This window comes from Mesomycoplasma ovipneumoniae (assembly GCF_038095995.1).
Taxonomy (GTDB): Bacteria; Bacillota_I; Bacilli_A; order Mycoplasmatales; family Metamycoplasmataceae; genus Mesomycoplasma; species Mesomycoplasma ovipneumoniae_F.
Genome location: NZ_CP146005.1, coordinates 580,158 through 594,759, shown reverse-complemented (window position 1 = coordinate 594,759; position 14,602 = coordinate 580,158). Strand labels below are relative to the sequence as shown.

Here is a 14,602-nt window from a genome sequence, read left to right as displayed (position 1 = left end):
AATTTTTATTATAATTTACCATTAAAACAATGAATTTAACAACATTTAGAGCAAATATTAAAGAATTTTTCAGAGTCAACCATAAAATATTTCGATTTACAAGCTTTGAACTTGTAATTTCAGGATATTTAATGGCGATGTTTTTAGTTATTGCTTTTATATTTAAAACTAGTCTTCCACGTAGATTTAACATAGCATTTGAACTTCCATTTTACGTTTTGATAGGAATAATTTTAAGTTGGTTCAAAGGTGCGATTGTTGCTTTTACGTTCGATTTTGGAAAACTTTTGCTTACAAGTCGCGTTTTTTTCTGAACCCCAGAATATGGAATTGTTCCGATTTTAGTTGCAATTTTCTCCTCGCTGGCTTTTAATTTTGCAAATAAAAATAAAAAAGTATTAATTTGCTTATTAATTTTAACTTATTTAATAACTTTTTCGGTATTTATTTTTTATTTTTTTATGAGCGAGTCTGAAATTCAAAGAGTCGCAAAAGATTGAAAAAGACTTTTTAATAAAAAATTAGTGCTTTTATTAATAGGGATTTTTGGTGTTATTTTATTAGCATTTACAACATTTTTAGTAATTTTATATTGAAAAAAACCGACTCAAAAATTTAAAAATGCAATAATAACGCTTTTTGTCCTTGGTATTTGCTTTCTCATTTTTCGTTGATTATGACATCCGTTTGCGTTTGTGCAATATTATAATCGTTTCTTGAATCGAACTGGAAGAGATAGACTTATTGAAAATTATTTTTTCTTTTATTTAACACCAATAATTCTAAAATCAACAGTTTCATTTCCAATTTATTCACTTTTTTTGATAAACATAGTGCCATTAATTCAATTTCTAAACGATAAACATAATTTTCGCTGAAAATTTGGCTATTAAGATTTTTTTCTTGGGAAAAAAGGTTTTTCCAGTTTTTCAAAAATAATATTGTCAAATTTGTCTAATTTTGTAATTAATTCAAAACTTGTGGTTTTTATCCCTAAAAAATCAATAATTTTTCCGACGGTTTTAGGCATAACAGAGTTTAGACACGCTGAAATCGTGTAAATTCCATTTAAAACTAAAAGTAAACTTGCGCCTAATTTATCTAAGTTTTTTTCATTCCATAATTGTTTGATATCAAAATAACCGTTTAAATTTTTTGCTAGCTCAATTATTAGCTTAAAGCCCTTTTCAAGCTGAAAATTTGACAAATTTTCGGAAAATGAGTCAAAACTTACCAAAATTTTTTCATAATAACTAATATCTGTTCAGTCTAAATCTTCAATTTTAAATTTTAAACCATTATTAAAATATTTCAAAACAAGCGCAATTGTTCGACTAATTAAATTTCCATATGTGTTGACAAAAAATGAATTATATAGACTTTCTAATAATTTTTTGTCAAAAATACTATCATTTTCGGCACTTATTTGACTTACAAAATAAAATTTAATAATTTCAGCATCAAATTCATCAAGTAATTCAAGAGGATTAATTACATTTCCTTTTGATTTTGACATTTTTCCTTCAGGAGTTATGAGTCAGCCGTGAGTCAAAATTGTTGATGGCAATCGGAAATTTAATGATTTTAAAAAAATTGGCCAATAAATACAGTGAAAACGGGCGATTTCTTTTCCAACAACATGAACAATTTCTTCGGCCTGGTTTCAAAAATTTTGACTCTGTGGTGAGTCAAAATTAATTTGGTCGTCAAAAATTGATAAATAACTAAAAAGAGCATCAAGTCAAACATAGATAGTTTGATCTTGAAATTTTTCAAGATTTATTCCTCATTTTAAATTTTTTCGGCTAACAGATAAATCCTCTAAACCTTTTTGGAAAAAATTTTGCCTTAGCTCGTTTGCGATTTTTTTGTCTGAAACAAAATTAGGATTAGCATCTAAATAATTTTCTAGCCATTTTTGGAATTTACTGATGGCAAAAAAATAAGAATTTTCTTCGACTAATTCCATTTTTGCACCGCTAACTGGGTGGAAAAATTCGTTGTTTTTTTCGATACATTGAACTTGAGATAAAAATTCTTCGTCACTTACAGAATAAAGTCCTTGATATTGACCTTGAAAAATATCATTATTTTCATGCATTTTGTAAAAAATTTTTTTAACAAAATTTTTATGAGCTTGACTAGTTGTTCTTAAAAAATAATCATAATCAATGCCAAATTTTTGCCATAAAATTTTAAATTTTTCAACGTTTTGATCAACAAAACTTTGGGGATCCAGACCTGACTGATGGGCTAGACGACTTATTTTGTGACCGTGTTCATCAGATCCTGTTAGCATTAGTGCCTCAAAACCTTGCATTTTTTTAAAATTTCTGACTACTCATGCTAAAGTCGAACTATAAAGATGACCAATATGGAGATTTCCGCTAGCATAGTAAATAGGAGTTGTGATGTAAAATTTTTTAGCCATTTTTAACCTTTCGGGCTACATAAAGTTTCTGAATTTCTTTGCGATAAACGTGTTCATTTTTATTATTAGGGTGTAAATAGAGATTATGTAGGAATTGGGTTCCTCACTGAGCATTAAAATCTGATTCAATCAGAACAAATTTGGGACTAGATCCCACTCTTGCCATTACAAATTGAACACGCTTTGGCTCAAATCGACCCTGACGCAAAAATTCTATCACATCAATAAATCTCTCGATTGGTAAAACTAGTGATAGTCTTCCTTTGTGTTGAATAATTTTGCTTGCCCCGAGAATTAATTGCGATAAATTAAGGCTAAATTCATAAATTGCATTTTTAAACTCAGGACTAACATTGCGGATTTTTTTGGTTCCGACCTTAAAATAAGGAGGATTAGCAAAAATTAAGTCGTATTTTCGTGACTGTTTTTTATTATGTTCAACTCAAAACTGATTAAAATCAGCACAAATTAAATTAATTTGACTTTCTTTTTTATTGATTTCAACGTTTTTTTTAGCTAAATTAATGGCTTTTTCATTAATTTCAATTGCATCAATAATTAAGTCTTTTTTTCGATGAGCAACAAAAATTGCGAGTGCACCGTTATTTGTTCCTATTTCAAGTGCTAGTTTTACTTTTTTAGTTAAGGTGATGAAATTTCCTAGCAAAATAGTATCAACTGAATAATTAAAGCTTGTCTTGTCTTGTCAAATTTTAAGGTCATCATTATAACCCAAATTATTCAATTCAAGATTATTTTTCATATTCAAAAGTTATTAATTTTGAATTTTTACGATAAAAACGACCAAATTTAGCTAGTTTTTTCCCATTTAGTACTGTTGCATCAGCGCTAAAATGATTTCGAATTTGAAGCATATACTCGCCAACACCGTATAAGTCAACAGGGGCGTTTTGTTCTTCTAATTCTCTAATTTTCATAGGGTTTAGTCCTGATGAAGCGATAATTTTTACGTGTTGACCGTTATTTTTATCTAGCTCTTCACGTAGTTTTTTTATTAATTTTGCATTAATTCCAAAATCGTCTTTTTTAGGATCTTCAAACATTTGATCGGCAATATTTGAAGAAGTATCAACTCTGACTCCGGCTAAATCTTGTCCAAATTCAGCCAAAACAGCTAAGGATTCTTCAATTACATTGTTGTTAAAATCTACCAAAGCTACCAAGGGTTGGTCTGGGAAAATTTTACGGTAAGCTTGCGAGGTTTTAATAAGATCGCCATCAAAATTCTGAATTAAAGAGTGAGGCATTGAACCAAAATTTTTAGTAGCACTTTTTCCTGACTGAGCTAAATTGCTAAATATTGAAATACCGCCTATTTTTGCTGCTTTTCCGTCAATTTGATGCATCAAATAGTGATCAGAACGATCGGCCATAAAGATTATTTCTTTTTCATTTGCTGCTTTTTTGCATAAATAAGCATTAGTTGCTATCGAAGTTGAGCGGCTTAAAATTCCGTCAATAATTCCTTCAACATGACCAAAAAGATGCAAAGGGCCCTCTAATTCAAGCACTATTTCACGTTTTTTTACACGAGTTCCATCTTTTAAATAACGAATTTTATATTTTTTATAGTCAGTATTATCTACTAAAAAATTTAAAACTTCATCCATTCCGCCAATAACGGCAAAATCCTTACGTTGGAAAAACTGTAAAATAACAATATTTTTCGGATTAAATTTTGCAAGTATTTTTTGACTATCAAGAAAATAGTCAGATATATATTTATTGATTTTTGACATAATAATTTAGTTGATAAAATAATAGTAAAACTACAATATTATTATACTATATTTCCGTCGATTTGGCCATAAAAAAAATTTTTTAAAAAAAATAATACAAAAACACCTTTTTGTTATAAAATTTTGTTTGCGTACTAAATTTTATAATTTTTAAAGGTGTTTTATAAGCATTTACTAAAAGTTTAAATCAAAATCAATTTGCTTAGAAAATACTAAATTTGTTATCGAAGGCAAGATTTAATTTTGCTGCTTTTTTGCTTTCATAACTATGCTTTTTTTGACTTGCAATTATACCAATTTCAATTTCTTTATCTAATTTTGTGTTTGTATACACGCCATAAGAAAATTTTAAGTCTGGTTTGAAATTTTTTCTAATTGTATTAAGAACATCGTTAATTTCGGTTTGTAAAATTGAATTATTAGCACTAATTGTAATTAACATTTCCTCGGAGGATGAGAGATCAAATTCGACAAAATGGTTTTTAAAGGCATTTTCAGTTGCAACTATTGCCCTATTTGGACCAGTTTCGCTTGCATATCCGACAAAAACAAAGTTATTATTGGATAAAATTGACTCGATTATTGAACTGTTAACATGAATTAATGCATTTTGTTGACAAATAGCTTTTGTTAGAATTGAAATTTTCTTTTGAATAGTTAGGACTATTAATTGAAGAACATTTTCAACCATAAGACTCGGAAAAGTTAAACTTATTTCTTCTGGTGAAATTAAAATCAATGAATCAACAATTTTTTTTAGATTTTGAAGCACGTCAAAACTTGTTTCTCGTCTAAATTTTGACTCATTTTCAGAAGGATTTGTTGCTAAAACTATTATAATTATATTCATTTTTTGAGCAATTTCAGCTACTTCTAAAACTGCTCCTGATCCAGTTGATCCGCCTAATCCTACAATCAAAAAGAGAATTTTGACCCCAGCAAGAATTGATTGAATTTCTAAACTTTTATCTTTTACTGCTTGGTTTGCTTTTTTTCAGTCATATCCAAAATTTGATTGACTAAGAATTAGTGAATTTTGATCACTAAAATTGAAATTAGAATATTCATCGCGTGAATTTATAAAAAATTTTGGAAAGCTAGCTTGATCTAAATTGATGTTTTGAACAATTTTAGATCCAAAATCACCTAATCCCATTAGCATAATTTTACTACATCTTTCCATAGTATTTTTACCTATTTTTCAATTTTTTCTTTTTTATGAATTTTTAATTAAAACTCGTAATTTAGCCGATTTTGCTCTTGGATTTAGCAAAACTTCTTCTGGTGATGGTCGAAAAACTTTCGTTGAGAATTCTGGATCGCCTTTTTTAAAAAAATCTTGCTTAGATTTGCTAACTAAATTTAAAAATGCATCTTTTACTAATCGATCCTCTAGCGAATGGAAGCTAATAATTAAAACTTTTGAACCGTGCTTTAAGAATTTGGGTAACTTTTTTAACAACATTTGCAGAGATTCAAGTTCGTTATTTACTTCAATTCGCACAGCCTGGAAAACATTTTTTACAAAGTTTTTTTTAGATAACGCCAGTGCTGGAATAACTTTTTTGACAATCTTAGTAAGATCAAAAGTGGTTTTCAAAGGTCTATTTTCAATGATTGCTTTTGCAATTTGCCGTGCAAATTTTACTTGTCCGTATTTGTAAAAAATCTGAACTAGTTTTTCTTCAGAATATTGATTTAAAACTCAAGAAGCATCAAGAGATTGACTTGTGTCCATTCTCATATCTAAATTGCCATCTTTAGAGTAAGAAAAGCCACGCTCAGGATTATCAATTTGAGGTGAAGAAACACCTAAATCAACAATAAACCCGTCTATATAATCAATTCCCAATTTTTCTAAGTGATAATCAAAATTTACAAAATCTGAACAAATAAAATTAACATTTTGACTAATTGCAGTTAATTTAGATTTAGTTTCGTCTATGGCTTGGATATCTTTATCAAAAACAATCAGTTTTCCCGTTGTTAATTTTTCAAGAATCGCCTTGGAATGTCCGCCACGCCCTAAAGTTAAATCAACATAAAATCCTTCGGGATTAATTTCAAGAGCTAAGATAACTTCTTCTAACAAAACTGGAATGTGCATTTTATAATTCTACTCCCGATTTTAGCAATTCTTTTTCTAAATCAGCGGTGACATTGCTGTCAGAAAACTTTGCAAAAAATTGATCGTATCTTTCTTCAGGCCAAATTTCAATTTTGTTATTAACCCCTAATAAATAGATTCTTTTTTTGACAGCGGCCAAGTCAAGTAAATTTTTGGGAATTAAAAACCTACCTTGCTTATCGACAGAAACTTTGACGGTATTTCCAAAAAAATATCTCGCAAAATCACGAAGTCGTGGATCTAATGAGTTTGCTTTTCCAATTTTTTGGGCAATAATATCAAATTCGGCTTGGCTTCTGATTTCGAGAATTTTGTCCAAATTAGCTGAAATATAGAAGTCACCATCAAGTTCATCACGAAAAGCAGGAGGTAGCACAATTCTATTTTTTTCATCTAATATTCTGAAAACAGTTCCAAACATTTTTTATCTCCACTGTCAACCACAATTATACACTAAATCCCATTTCAAACAAAAAAAAATTAATTTTTTTTATTTATCATTTTTTACTTGAAAAAAAATGACGGTTTTTAGGCGGTATTTTTTAAATTTTTTGCATTTTATTAGTGGAGTGAAGTGGGAGTGATTTTTACTAAAATCAACAAAAAATTTAAAAAATATACAACTTTTATGATCAAAAGCTCATTTTTTTTGGGCTAAAAAGGGTATTTTTATGGTGAAATTAAAAATTATTTCAGTTATTAAAATTAATTCCTAAAATAAACCAGCATTTTGAAAAAAATTTTAAAATAATGATTTATTTTTAAAATTTTAAATTAAATTATAGATTTGTCAAAAAATGCAATTTTATTGACTCAAAACAAGCAAAATTTAGCTTAACTGTTTTGCTTATTATATATTATATAATTAGTGTGTTTTTGATGTCTGAATTTTGTATTGTAAAATTTTTAAATTTATTAATATAAGTTCTTATAAGAATAAAAATGCCGAATCATTAAAAACATGCGTTTTTTTACCTTATTTAATTAAAAAGAAAAAAATAATTAATATTAGTTATAAATTGGTAAAATTTAATGAAGAAATTGAAAAAGGTGCTAATATTAAATTAACTTTTTAGATTTAAATTAAATTTGTAAAATAAATAGGTTAAATAGTCACCCAGGAGAATTTAATGAATCAAAATCATGACCAAGAAAAAAATAATCAAAAAATAAACGACCAAAATCAGTCTAATTTTTATAGTTCAAAAAATTATGGCACTAACAAATCTCATAATTCGCATTTTGCTTCCCGTGATCGCAAATATCAACATTATAGTAATTTTCAAAAACCAAATCACAGTCAAGATTTAAAAACTAACACCGCCAATCCATTTCAAGGAGATGACAGTCAAACATTTGTAGATCAAAAAGACATCGAAATTCAGGCCCAAAATAGCCCTCAATATGAACAGCAACCAGAAAAATACGTTAGTTATAAACCTAATTATCTAAAATCACAGCAAAATTCAGAAACAACCCAAGAGCAAACAAAAGAGTCAAAAAATTTACTTCAAAAAGTTACAAAACCAAAAAAATCTAACCAAATTAATTTTTCATGACTTTTGCACGATGACGAAAATCAGTTTTTTTACTTTTTGTCCGACTCAAGAGCTGTTGCTGAAATTAGTGATTTAAATAAAAAAATGCAATATCGCGAAAAGCACTCAGCTTGAACTTCAAGTTTTTACCAACTTAATTCAGATATTTTTCAAAAGCATGAAAAAAGAACCAAAACTAAAATAAATCCTGTTGAAAAACTTTGAAATAATATCTCTTTTACTGCAAAGTCAATTTATTATTCAATTTCAACCTTGTTAGTTTCGATGTTAATGCTTATTTTTTGATTATTTTTTGCCGGAATTAATAATTTTCAATTCTGACAGTATTTAGCATTTGTTGGCTCATTTGTTCTATTTTTAGTAATTATTCAAACTTTAGTTTATTTTAATAATTTAAAAAACCGCAACAAACCAAGGAAATTACTTTTTTATTATATTGCCGATTCAAGTTTTTTACTGTTAAATTATATTGTAAGATTAATATTTTTACTTAGCCCGATTTTTAGCCATAAATTAATAGTTTTAAATGTTAATTCTGAAATAATTAGTCAAAATTTAGCCCAATTAAATCCTTATAGTCAAATTTTATATTATATTTTTTGGTTTCCGGCACTAAGTTATTTTTTTGGCCTTGGATTTTTTATTCTTATTAAGTGATCTGAATTTGTTAAAAATTTTTGATTTACTTTTGCTATTTTTAAAATTTTATCTTATCAAAAATTAGCAAACGAATATAAAATAAGACATGATGATGAAAAACTTGCTAAAAAATTAAAAGATAGATGAATTGAACTTTACAAAATAGGACGTCCATTAGGTAATTTTTTACATCCTTCTTTTATTTTTGCTTATAAGCAAATTAAATTAGACCCAAATCTTCCAATTGAAGAGCAAGAAAAACTAGTAAATGATGTCTTCCAAATAGTAACTGAGGACGTGGCTAAATATCGCTAGTCCGAAAAAAAAAAAAAAAATAAAAAAAAATTATCAAATCAAAAAAAATATGTTATAATTAAAAAGCTGCAACGGATCGGGGGGTTTGCAGAGCGGCCAAATGCGGGTGGCTGTAACCCACTTTCTTCGGATTCGGGGGTTCGAATCCCTCACCCCCCACCATTTTGCCCCATAGCCAAGCGGTAAGGCAACGGTTTTTGGTACCGTCATTCGTTAGTTCGAATCTAACTGGGGCAGCCAAATGTTAATTCACCATTTTTTTTTATTTATTTTATGAAACGACCTGAAAAGATAACGCCAAGTAGTGAAGATTTTGCAAAATGATATGTTGACGTTATAACTCAGGCGAATTTAATGAGTTACGGTCCAATCAAAGGAACGCTTTACTTCAAACCTTTTGGATATGCAATTTGAACTAATATAACCAAAATAGTTGATGCATTTTTTGCTTCCCAAGGTGTAAAAAATGTTTATTTCCCGCTTCTTATACCTGAAAGTTTTATAGAAAAAGAAAAACAACATATTAAGGGTTTTGCACCTGAATTATTAACGATAACTCATGTAGGCCAAAAAAAATTAGCCGAAAATATTTATATAAGACCAACTAGTGAGCTCCTTTTTGCTGATTATTTTAAAAATGAAATTGCTGCAAATAACATTTTACCGTTAAAATTAAATCAGTGAACTCAAGTTTTAAGATGAGAAAAAACTACTAATCCATTTTTAAGAAATACTGAATTTCTTTGGCAAGAAGGTCACACAATTCATTCAGATAAATTAGAGGCGCAAAATTTTACCAAAAAAATAGCTAAATATTATAAATTCTTTTTAGAAAATTATCTTGCTATACCAACAATATTTGGTAAAAAAACTAATCGTGAAAAGTTTGCCGGCGCTGTTACAACTTACACTATTGAATCAATGATGCAAAATTTCCGCGCACTTCAATCAGCCACATCACATTTTTTAGGCCAAAATTTTGCTAAAAATTTTGGAATTCAGTTTAAAAACAACAAAAACGAATTTGAAACGCCATATCAAACATCTTGAGGGATTTCAACCCGTCTAATTGGCGCTCTTGTAATGGTTCATAGTGATGATAATGGTTTAGTTTTGCCGCCAAAAATTGCCCCATATAAGGTTGATATTCTTGAATTTTTTGCAAAAAAACATCCAGAAGTAAAAGACTTTTCAAAAAAAGTAGCTAGAATTCTTAAACAAAGAAAAATTACTTATCAAGTAGATGAATCAGACGAGCAAATTGGCTTTAAAATAAATAAGTCTGAAGTTTCTGGCTCACCAATTCGAATTGAAATTGGGCCAAATGATGTAAAGAAAAATCAAATTTGCCTTGTTCGCCGTGATAACCGCCAAAAAATTTATTTTAGCCTTGATGAATTAAAAGGCAAATGCCCTAAAATTCTTGATGAAATTCAAAAAAACTTGTTTGAAAAAGCCAAAACACGCATAGTTGAAAATACAGTTTTTGTAACTTCATATCAAGAGCTTCAAACTGAAATACAAAAAGGGAAATTTGTTATTGCTCCTTTTAGTGAGACTTCAGCAAAAGAGCAACAAATTCAAGATGAAACTACCGCAACAGCTCGTTGTATTTTGCCAAAAAATTCAATATTTAATATACCAAAAAGCGCTAATTCAATATTTAGCGGTAAAAAAACTACTAAATTTGTCTTATTTGCAAAATCCTATTAATTTTTCTATTTATATCTTGCAAAAAAACAATAATGTGGTATCATTTATATAAAAAAGGAGGTATTATGCCAATCTTTGATATTCACTCAACCGATGACATTAATCAAAAAATTTTAACAAGCAAAGCTGCAATTCTCGTATTTCACCAACCTGGATGCGGAGCCTGTGTTCTTTATGAACCTTCAATAGATCAAATGAACGATAAATACGGAGTAAATGGTCTAGTTATAATTAGAGTTAACGTGCGTGAAAATATTTTATTTGCGCGTGATAACCAAATCCATGGAACTCCAACAACATTATTTTATAAAGATCACAAACTTGTACATCGTCTTGAAGGTTATGTTCCTGCTGATGTATTAGAATCACAATTAAAACACTTTGAATTAATTTAATACTTAATTTAATCTTCATAACTTAAAGATAAAAAAAGCAATTTCTCGAATGAAATTGCTTTTTTTATTATTTTAGAAATTATATTAAAAAGGTTTATAAGGTAAACTTATTGTCGCAAAGGAGTTATTTTTAGATTGAATTAAAATTCTATTAAATTTATACCCTTCTTGTAAGTCAGCTCGAAACTTATTTAACGAACTATTGAAAGTGGTATCTACAACTTTTCTCGCTTTTGACTCGTCATTTTTGATAAATTCAACTTTTAACTCGACATTTGCATCAGTGTTTATTCAATTTTTTAAAAGTTGGATTTGAGGATCAATTCAAAGCGCAGCATCTTGTTTAACTATCTCAATTTTTTTCTCAAACCAAAGGTCACCTTTTAAATCATCGGGGAATTGATCTTGCGAAATTTCTTCAGAGCTACCATTTTTAACAACTTTAATTTTTTTGAGCGATCACTTATAGTCATATTGTCATTTTCCGGCTGTGTTAAAGGTTGCGGTTGAATTGTTTATGTTTGCATTAACTTCGGCAGTCATTGGCAGAGTAATAGTTGGATCATCACTTTTGCCTTCAAAATGTGCCACTACTTCTGTTGCACCTTTGAATTTGTCATTTTTAATAGTAAAAACATGATTACCATTTACGTCAAAGCTTAGACTTGCGCCTAATTTGTCAGCGATTTTTGCGCTCATCTGTTGCGGTGTGTTTTCTTTTTGCTCCAAAGGTTTATAAGGTAAACTAATTGTTGCAAAGGAGTTATTTTTAGATTGAATTAGAATTCTATTAAATTTATAACCTTCTTGTAAGTCAGCTCGAAATTTATTTAACGAACTATTGAAATTGGTATCTACAACTTTTCTCTCGTTATTTTTGATAAATTCAGCTTTTAACTCAACATTTGCATTAGTGTTTATTCAATTTTTTAAAAGTTGGATTTGAGGATCAATTCAAAGCGCAGCATCTTGTTTAACTATCGCAATTTTTTTCTCAAACCAAACGTCACCTTTTAAATCATCAGGGAATTGATCTTGCAAAATTTCTTCAGAACCAACTTTAATTTTTTTGAGTGATCACTTGTAATCGTATAGTAATTTTCCGGTTGTGTTAAAAGTTGCGGTTGAATTATTTATACTTGCATTAACTTCGGCAGTTATTGGCAGAGTAATAGCTGGATCATCGCTTTTACCTTCAAAATGGGCCACTACTTCTGTTGCACCTTTGAATTTGTCATTTTTAATAGTAAAAACATGATTACCATTTACGTCAAAGCTTAGACTTGACCCTAATTTGTCAGCGATTTTTTCGCTCATCTGTTGGGGTTTTTGACCTTCTTTTTCTCCCTCGTTTGTTTGGCTAACGCCACAACTTGTTGCTACTAAAAAAACAATAGGGGTCGAAAGGATAAATAAATTTCTTAATTTTGTTAGCTTGCGTGCCATTTACACCTCTTATTTTGTTTAATATTTTAATAGTACAAATTATACCATTTTTCTTAATATTTTCTAGGAATTCGTAAAAAATACTAAAAAATATTAAAAAATTATAAATTTTTAATTTTCTAAAAAAAGCACCTTAGTTTGACAGTTAGATGGTAAAAATTCACTTTTTAGTGGGGTAAACACACAAAAATACCCGTAAATCCAGGTTTTTTGAGGCTAAAATCTTAATTTTATAGTTTTAAATTAACCTTTTGTAAAAAAAAAAAAAATGCTTGGTCAAAAATAAAATTATGTTATAATTAAGCTCACTTAAGAATAGTTAATAAATTTAGAAATTAGAATTAAGGGGAATTAATTATGTTTTTTGTCATAAAAAAATCAGCAAATGCGAATTATCCATTATATTTTTAAATATGATGGGATGCCTTAAATTTACCCGTTTAGAAATCTATAAATTTAGGGCTTTTGGTTATTGTTCTTTCAAAACTTCATATGTTTTTTTAGGCTCGCTGCAAATAAAAACGAGTTTTCTATTTGCATTGAGTTTAAATAGTAGTTGCATTTTTTTATGGTTTTTTATTTTATCCATAAATTGATTTTGTCAGGTTTTAAAATAGGCAATTAACTTTTTAAAAAAACCAAAATCAAAAGGAAAATGATTTTGGTTTTAAAGAAGAAAAATTAGTCTGTAAAAGTTTAGTTTTGCTTAATTATTAAGGATTCATGATCCATGTCAGGATGTTTTTTGATATTTAAATAATCAAGAACTGTTGGGGCAATATTTGCCAATCTTCCATTTTTTAATTTCAAACTTTTATCACTTGAAATTAACATAACGGGAAATACGGTATGTTTTGTTGAGGGTTTATTATTTTCATCCTCAGTAAGTTCGGCATTACCATGGTCGGCTGTAATGAAAAAATGAAAATTATTTTCTTTTGCTCAGCTGTGAATTCGACCAATCTGTGAATCTAAAATTTCAACCGCTTTTATAGTTGCTTTTAAGTTTCCTGTATGTCCGACCATATCTGGATTTGCAAAATTGACGATAATAAGGTCATAATTTTGCCCAACTTGGATTAATTTATCAGTAATTTCGACGGCCGACATTTGCGGATAATCAGCATAAGACTCAACTTTTAATGAATCAACAAGAATTCGGTCAGAATTTTTTAATTCAAGTTCTACGCCACCGTCAACAAAGAAAGTTACATGGGCATATTTTTGCGTTTCAGCGAGTCGAAGTTGTTTTAATCCTGCCTCATCAGCTACTTTTCCAAGTGGATTTTTGACTTTCATTTCCTCAAAAGCAATATCGCAATTTATCCCTTCATATTTCATCATTGACACAAAAGTGTCGATTTTTACAGGATATTTTGGTTTAAAAGTATATAAATCTGTTTGCAAAATTAAATGCGAAAGTTGTCTTGCGCGATCAGGTCGAAAATTGAAAAAAATAACACCATGATTGTCATTAAGAAAATCATTTTTATTAACTTGCAAATTTATTGCTGGTTGTAAAAATTCGTCGCTAATTCCTTTTTCATATTGAGAATCAACATAATCAATTGGATTTGTGAAGGTATTTTCGGCTTTTCCGCGAATAGAATTATATCCTAATTCAACACGGTTAAACATTTTATCGCGGTCCATTGAGTAAAAACGACCAGAAATTGAAGCAATTTTGTAATTTTCAAAATTTTTCAATTTCTTTATTAATAAATTAAGATTTGGCTTAATTGATTCAGGCGCAACATCTCGTCCGTCACCAAAAAGGTGTAAATTAAGTTTTTTAACACCAAATTCGGCTGCAAAATCAATTAGGGCAAAAAGGTGATCTTGATGTGAGTGAACACCCCCTGGAGAAAAAAGTCCCATAATTTGCACGGGTGTATCAGTTTTGATACTATGCTCAAAAACCTTAATAAATTTTTCATTTTTGAAAAACTCGCCGGTTTTTAAAGCATTATTTATAATTGAAATTCCGGTATAGACAATAAATCCGGCTCCGATATTTAAATGGCCAACTTCTGAATTTCCCATTTGTCCTTCAGGGAGTCCAACTTCTTGACCTGATGCGGCGATCAAACTATTTGGATAATTGTCAAAAAGGTGATCAAAAACCGGTGTTTTTGCAAGTGCAAAACCATTTCCTTGACTTTCAGGTCGCAATCCAAGGCCGTCAATAATAATTAAAATAACTTTCTTTTTCATTA

12 protein-coding genes and 2 tRNA genes are annotated in these 14,602 nt (G+C 29.0%); 6 read left to right on the top strand and 8 right to left on the bottom strand.

The window, feature by feature from the left end:
- The first annotated feature begins 29 nt into the window (after positions 1-29).
- A complete protein-coding gene (locus tag V3249_RS02255; RefSeq protein WP_341517439.1) occupies positions 30-893 on the top strand; it encodes an ECF transporter S component in 864 nt (287 codons plus the stop codon).
- Here V3249_RS02255 and metG read toward each other — a convergent pair.
- From metG to mraZ, 6 genes are all read right to left on the bottom strand, one after another.
- Entirely contained in the window at positions 890-2,431 is a 1,542-nt protein-coding gene (gene metG, locus V3249_RS02250) for a methionine--tRNA ligase (protein ID WP_341517438.1), read from the bottom strand. The two genes, V3249_RS02255 and metG, sit on opposite strands and share 4 nt — an antisense overlap.
- Entirely contained in the window at positions 2,424-3,194 is a 771-nt protein-coding gene (locus V3249_RS02245; protein WP_318053565.1) for a tRNA1(Val) (adenine(37)-N6)-methyltransferase, read from the bottom strand. The genes metG and V3249_RS02245 overlap by 8 nt, the downstream gene beginning before the upstream one ends.
- Positions 3,184-4,191, bottom strand: coding sequence for a nicotinate phosphoribosyltransferase (locus V3249_RS02240; protein ID WP_044284241.1), 1,008 nt, complete (start codon positions 4,189-4,191; stop codon positions 3,184-3,186). The genes V3249_RS02245 and V3249_RS02240 overlap by 11 nt, the downstream gene beginning before the upstream one ends.
- 202 nt (positions 4,192-4,393) lie before the next feature.
- Complete coding sequence (locus tag V3249_RS02235) at positions 4,394-5,374, bottom strand: cell division protein FtsZ (protein ID WP_044284240.1); 981 nt, start codon at positions 5,372-5,374, stop codon at positions 4,394-4,396.
- A 33-nt stretch (positions 5,375-5,407) separates the two neighbouring features.
- Positions 5,408-6,298 (bottom strand): 16S rRNA (cytosine(1402)-N(4))-methyltransferase RsmH, encoded by an 891-nt coding sequence (rsmH, locus tag V3249_RS02230; protein ID WP_252262633.1) that lies wholly within the window; start codon positions 6,296-6,298, stop codon positions 5,408-5,410.
- A gap of 1 nt (position 6,299) precedes the next feature.
- Positions 6,300-6,740: a division/cell wall cluster transcriptional repressor MraZ gene (gene mraZ / locus V3249_RS02225; RefSeq protein WP_044286005.1), complete on the bottom strand. Its 441-nt coding sequence runs from the start codon at positions 6,738-6,740 to the stop codon at positions 6,300-6,302.
- A 709-nt stretch (positions 6,741-7,449) separates the two neighbouring features.
- On the opposite strand from mraZ, the gene V3249_RS02220 reads away from it, so the two are divergent.
- The 5 genes from V3249_RS02220 to V3249_RS02200 all read left to right on the top strand — a co-directional run bounded on the left by V3249_RS02220 (position 7,450) and on the right by V3249_RS02200 (position 10,940).
- Complete coding sequence (locus V3249_RS02220; RefSeq protein ID WP_341517437.1) at positions 7,450-8,832, top strand: hypothetical protein; 1,383 nt, start codon at positions 7,450-7,452, stop codon at positions 8,830-8,832.
- A 78-nt stretch (positions 8,833-8,910) separates the two neighbouring features.
- A tRNA-Tyr gene (locus V3249_RS02215) sits at positions 8,911-8,994 on the top strand.
- 3 nt (positions 8,995-8,997) lie between these two features.
- Positions 8,998-9,072 (top strand) — tRNA-Gln (locus V3249_RS02210).
- 33 nt (positions 9,073-9,105) lie between these two features.
- Complete coding sequence (gene proS, locus V3249_RS02205; protein WP_337895783.1) at positions 9,106-10,545, top strand: proline--tRNA ligase; 1,440 nt, start codon at positions 9,106-9,108, stop codon at positions 10,543-10,545.
- A 65-nt stretch (positions 10,546-10,610) separates the two neighbouring features.
- Positions 10,611-10,940, top strand: a complete 330-nt coding sequence (locus V3249_RS02200) for a thioredoxin family protein (RefSeq protein WP_044284236.1) — start codon at positions 10,611-10,613, stop codon at positions 10,938-10,940.
- Positions 10,941-11,024: 84 nt separating this feature from the next.
- Here V3249_RS02200 and V3249_RS02195 read toward each other — a convergent pair whose 3' ends face one another.
- Both V3249_RS02195 and gpmI read right to left on the bottom strand, forming a co-directional pair.
- Positions 11,025-12,386 (bottom strand): hypothetical protein, encoded by a 1,362-nt coding sequence (locus V3249_RS02195; RefSeq protein ID WP_341517436.1) that lies wholly within the window; start codon positions 12,384-12,386, stop codon positions 11,025-11,027.
- Positions 12,387-13,082: 696 nt separating this feature from the next.
- Positions 13,083-14,600, bottom strand: a complete 1,518-nt coding sequence (gene gpmI / locus V3249_RS02190) for a 2,3-bisphosphoglycerate-independent phosphoglycerate mutase (RefSeq protein ID WP_341517435.1) — start codon at positions 14,598-14,600, stop codon at positions 13,083-13,085.
- Between the last annotated feature and the right edge of the window lie 2 nt (positions 14,601-14,602).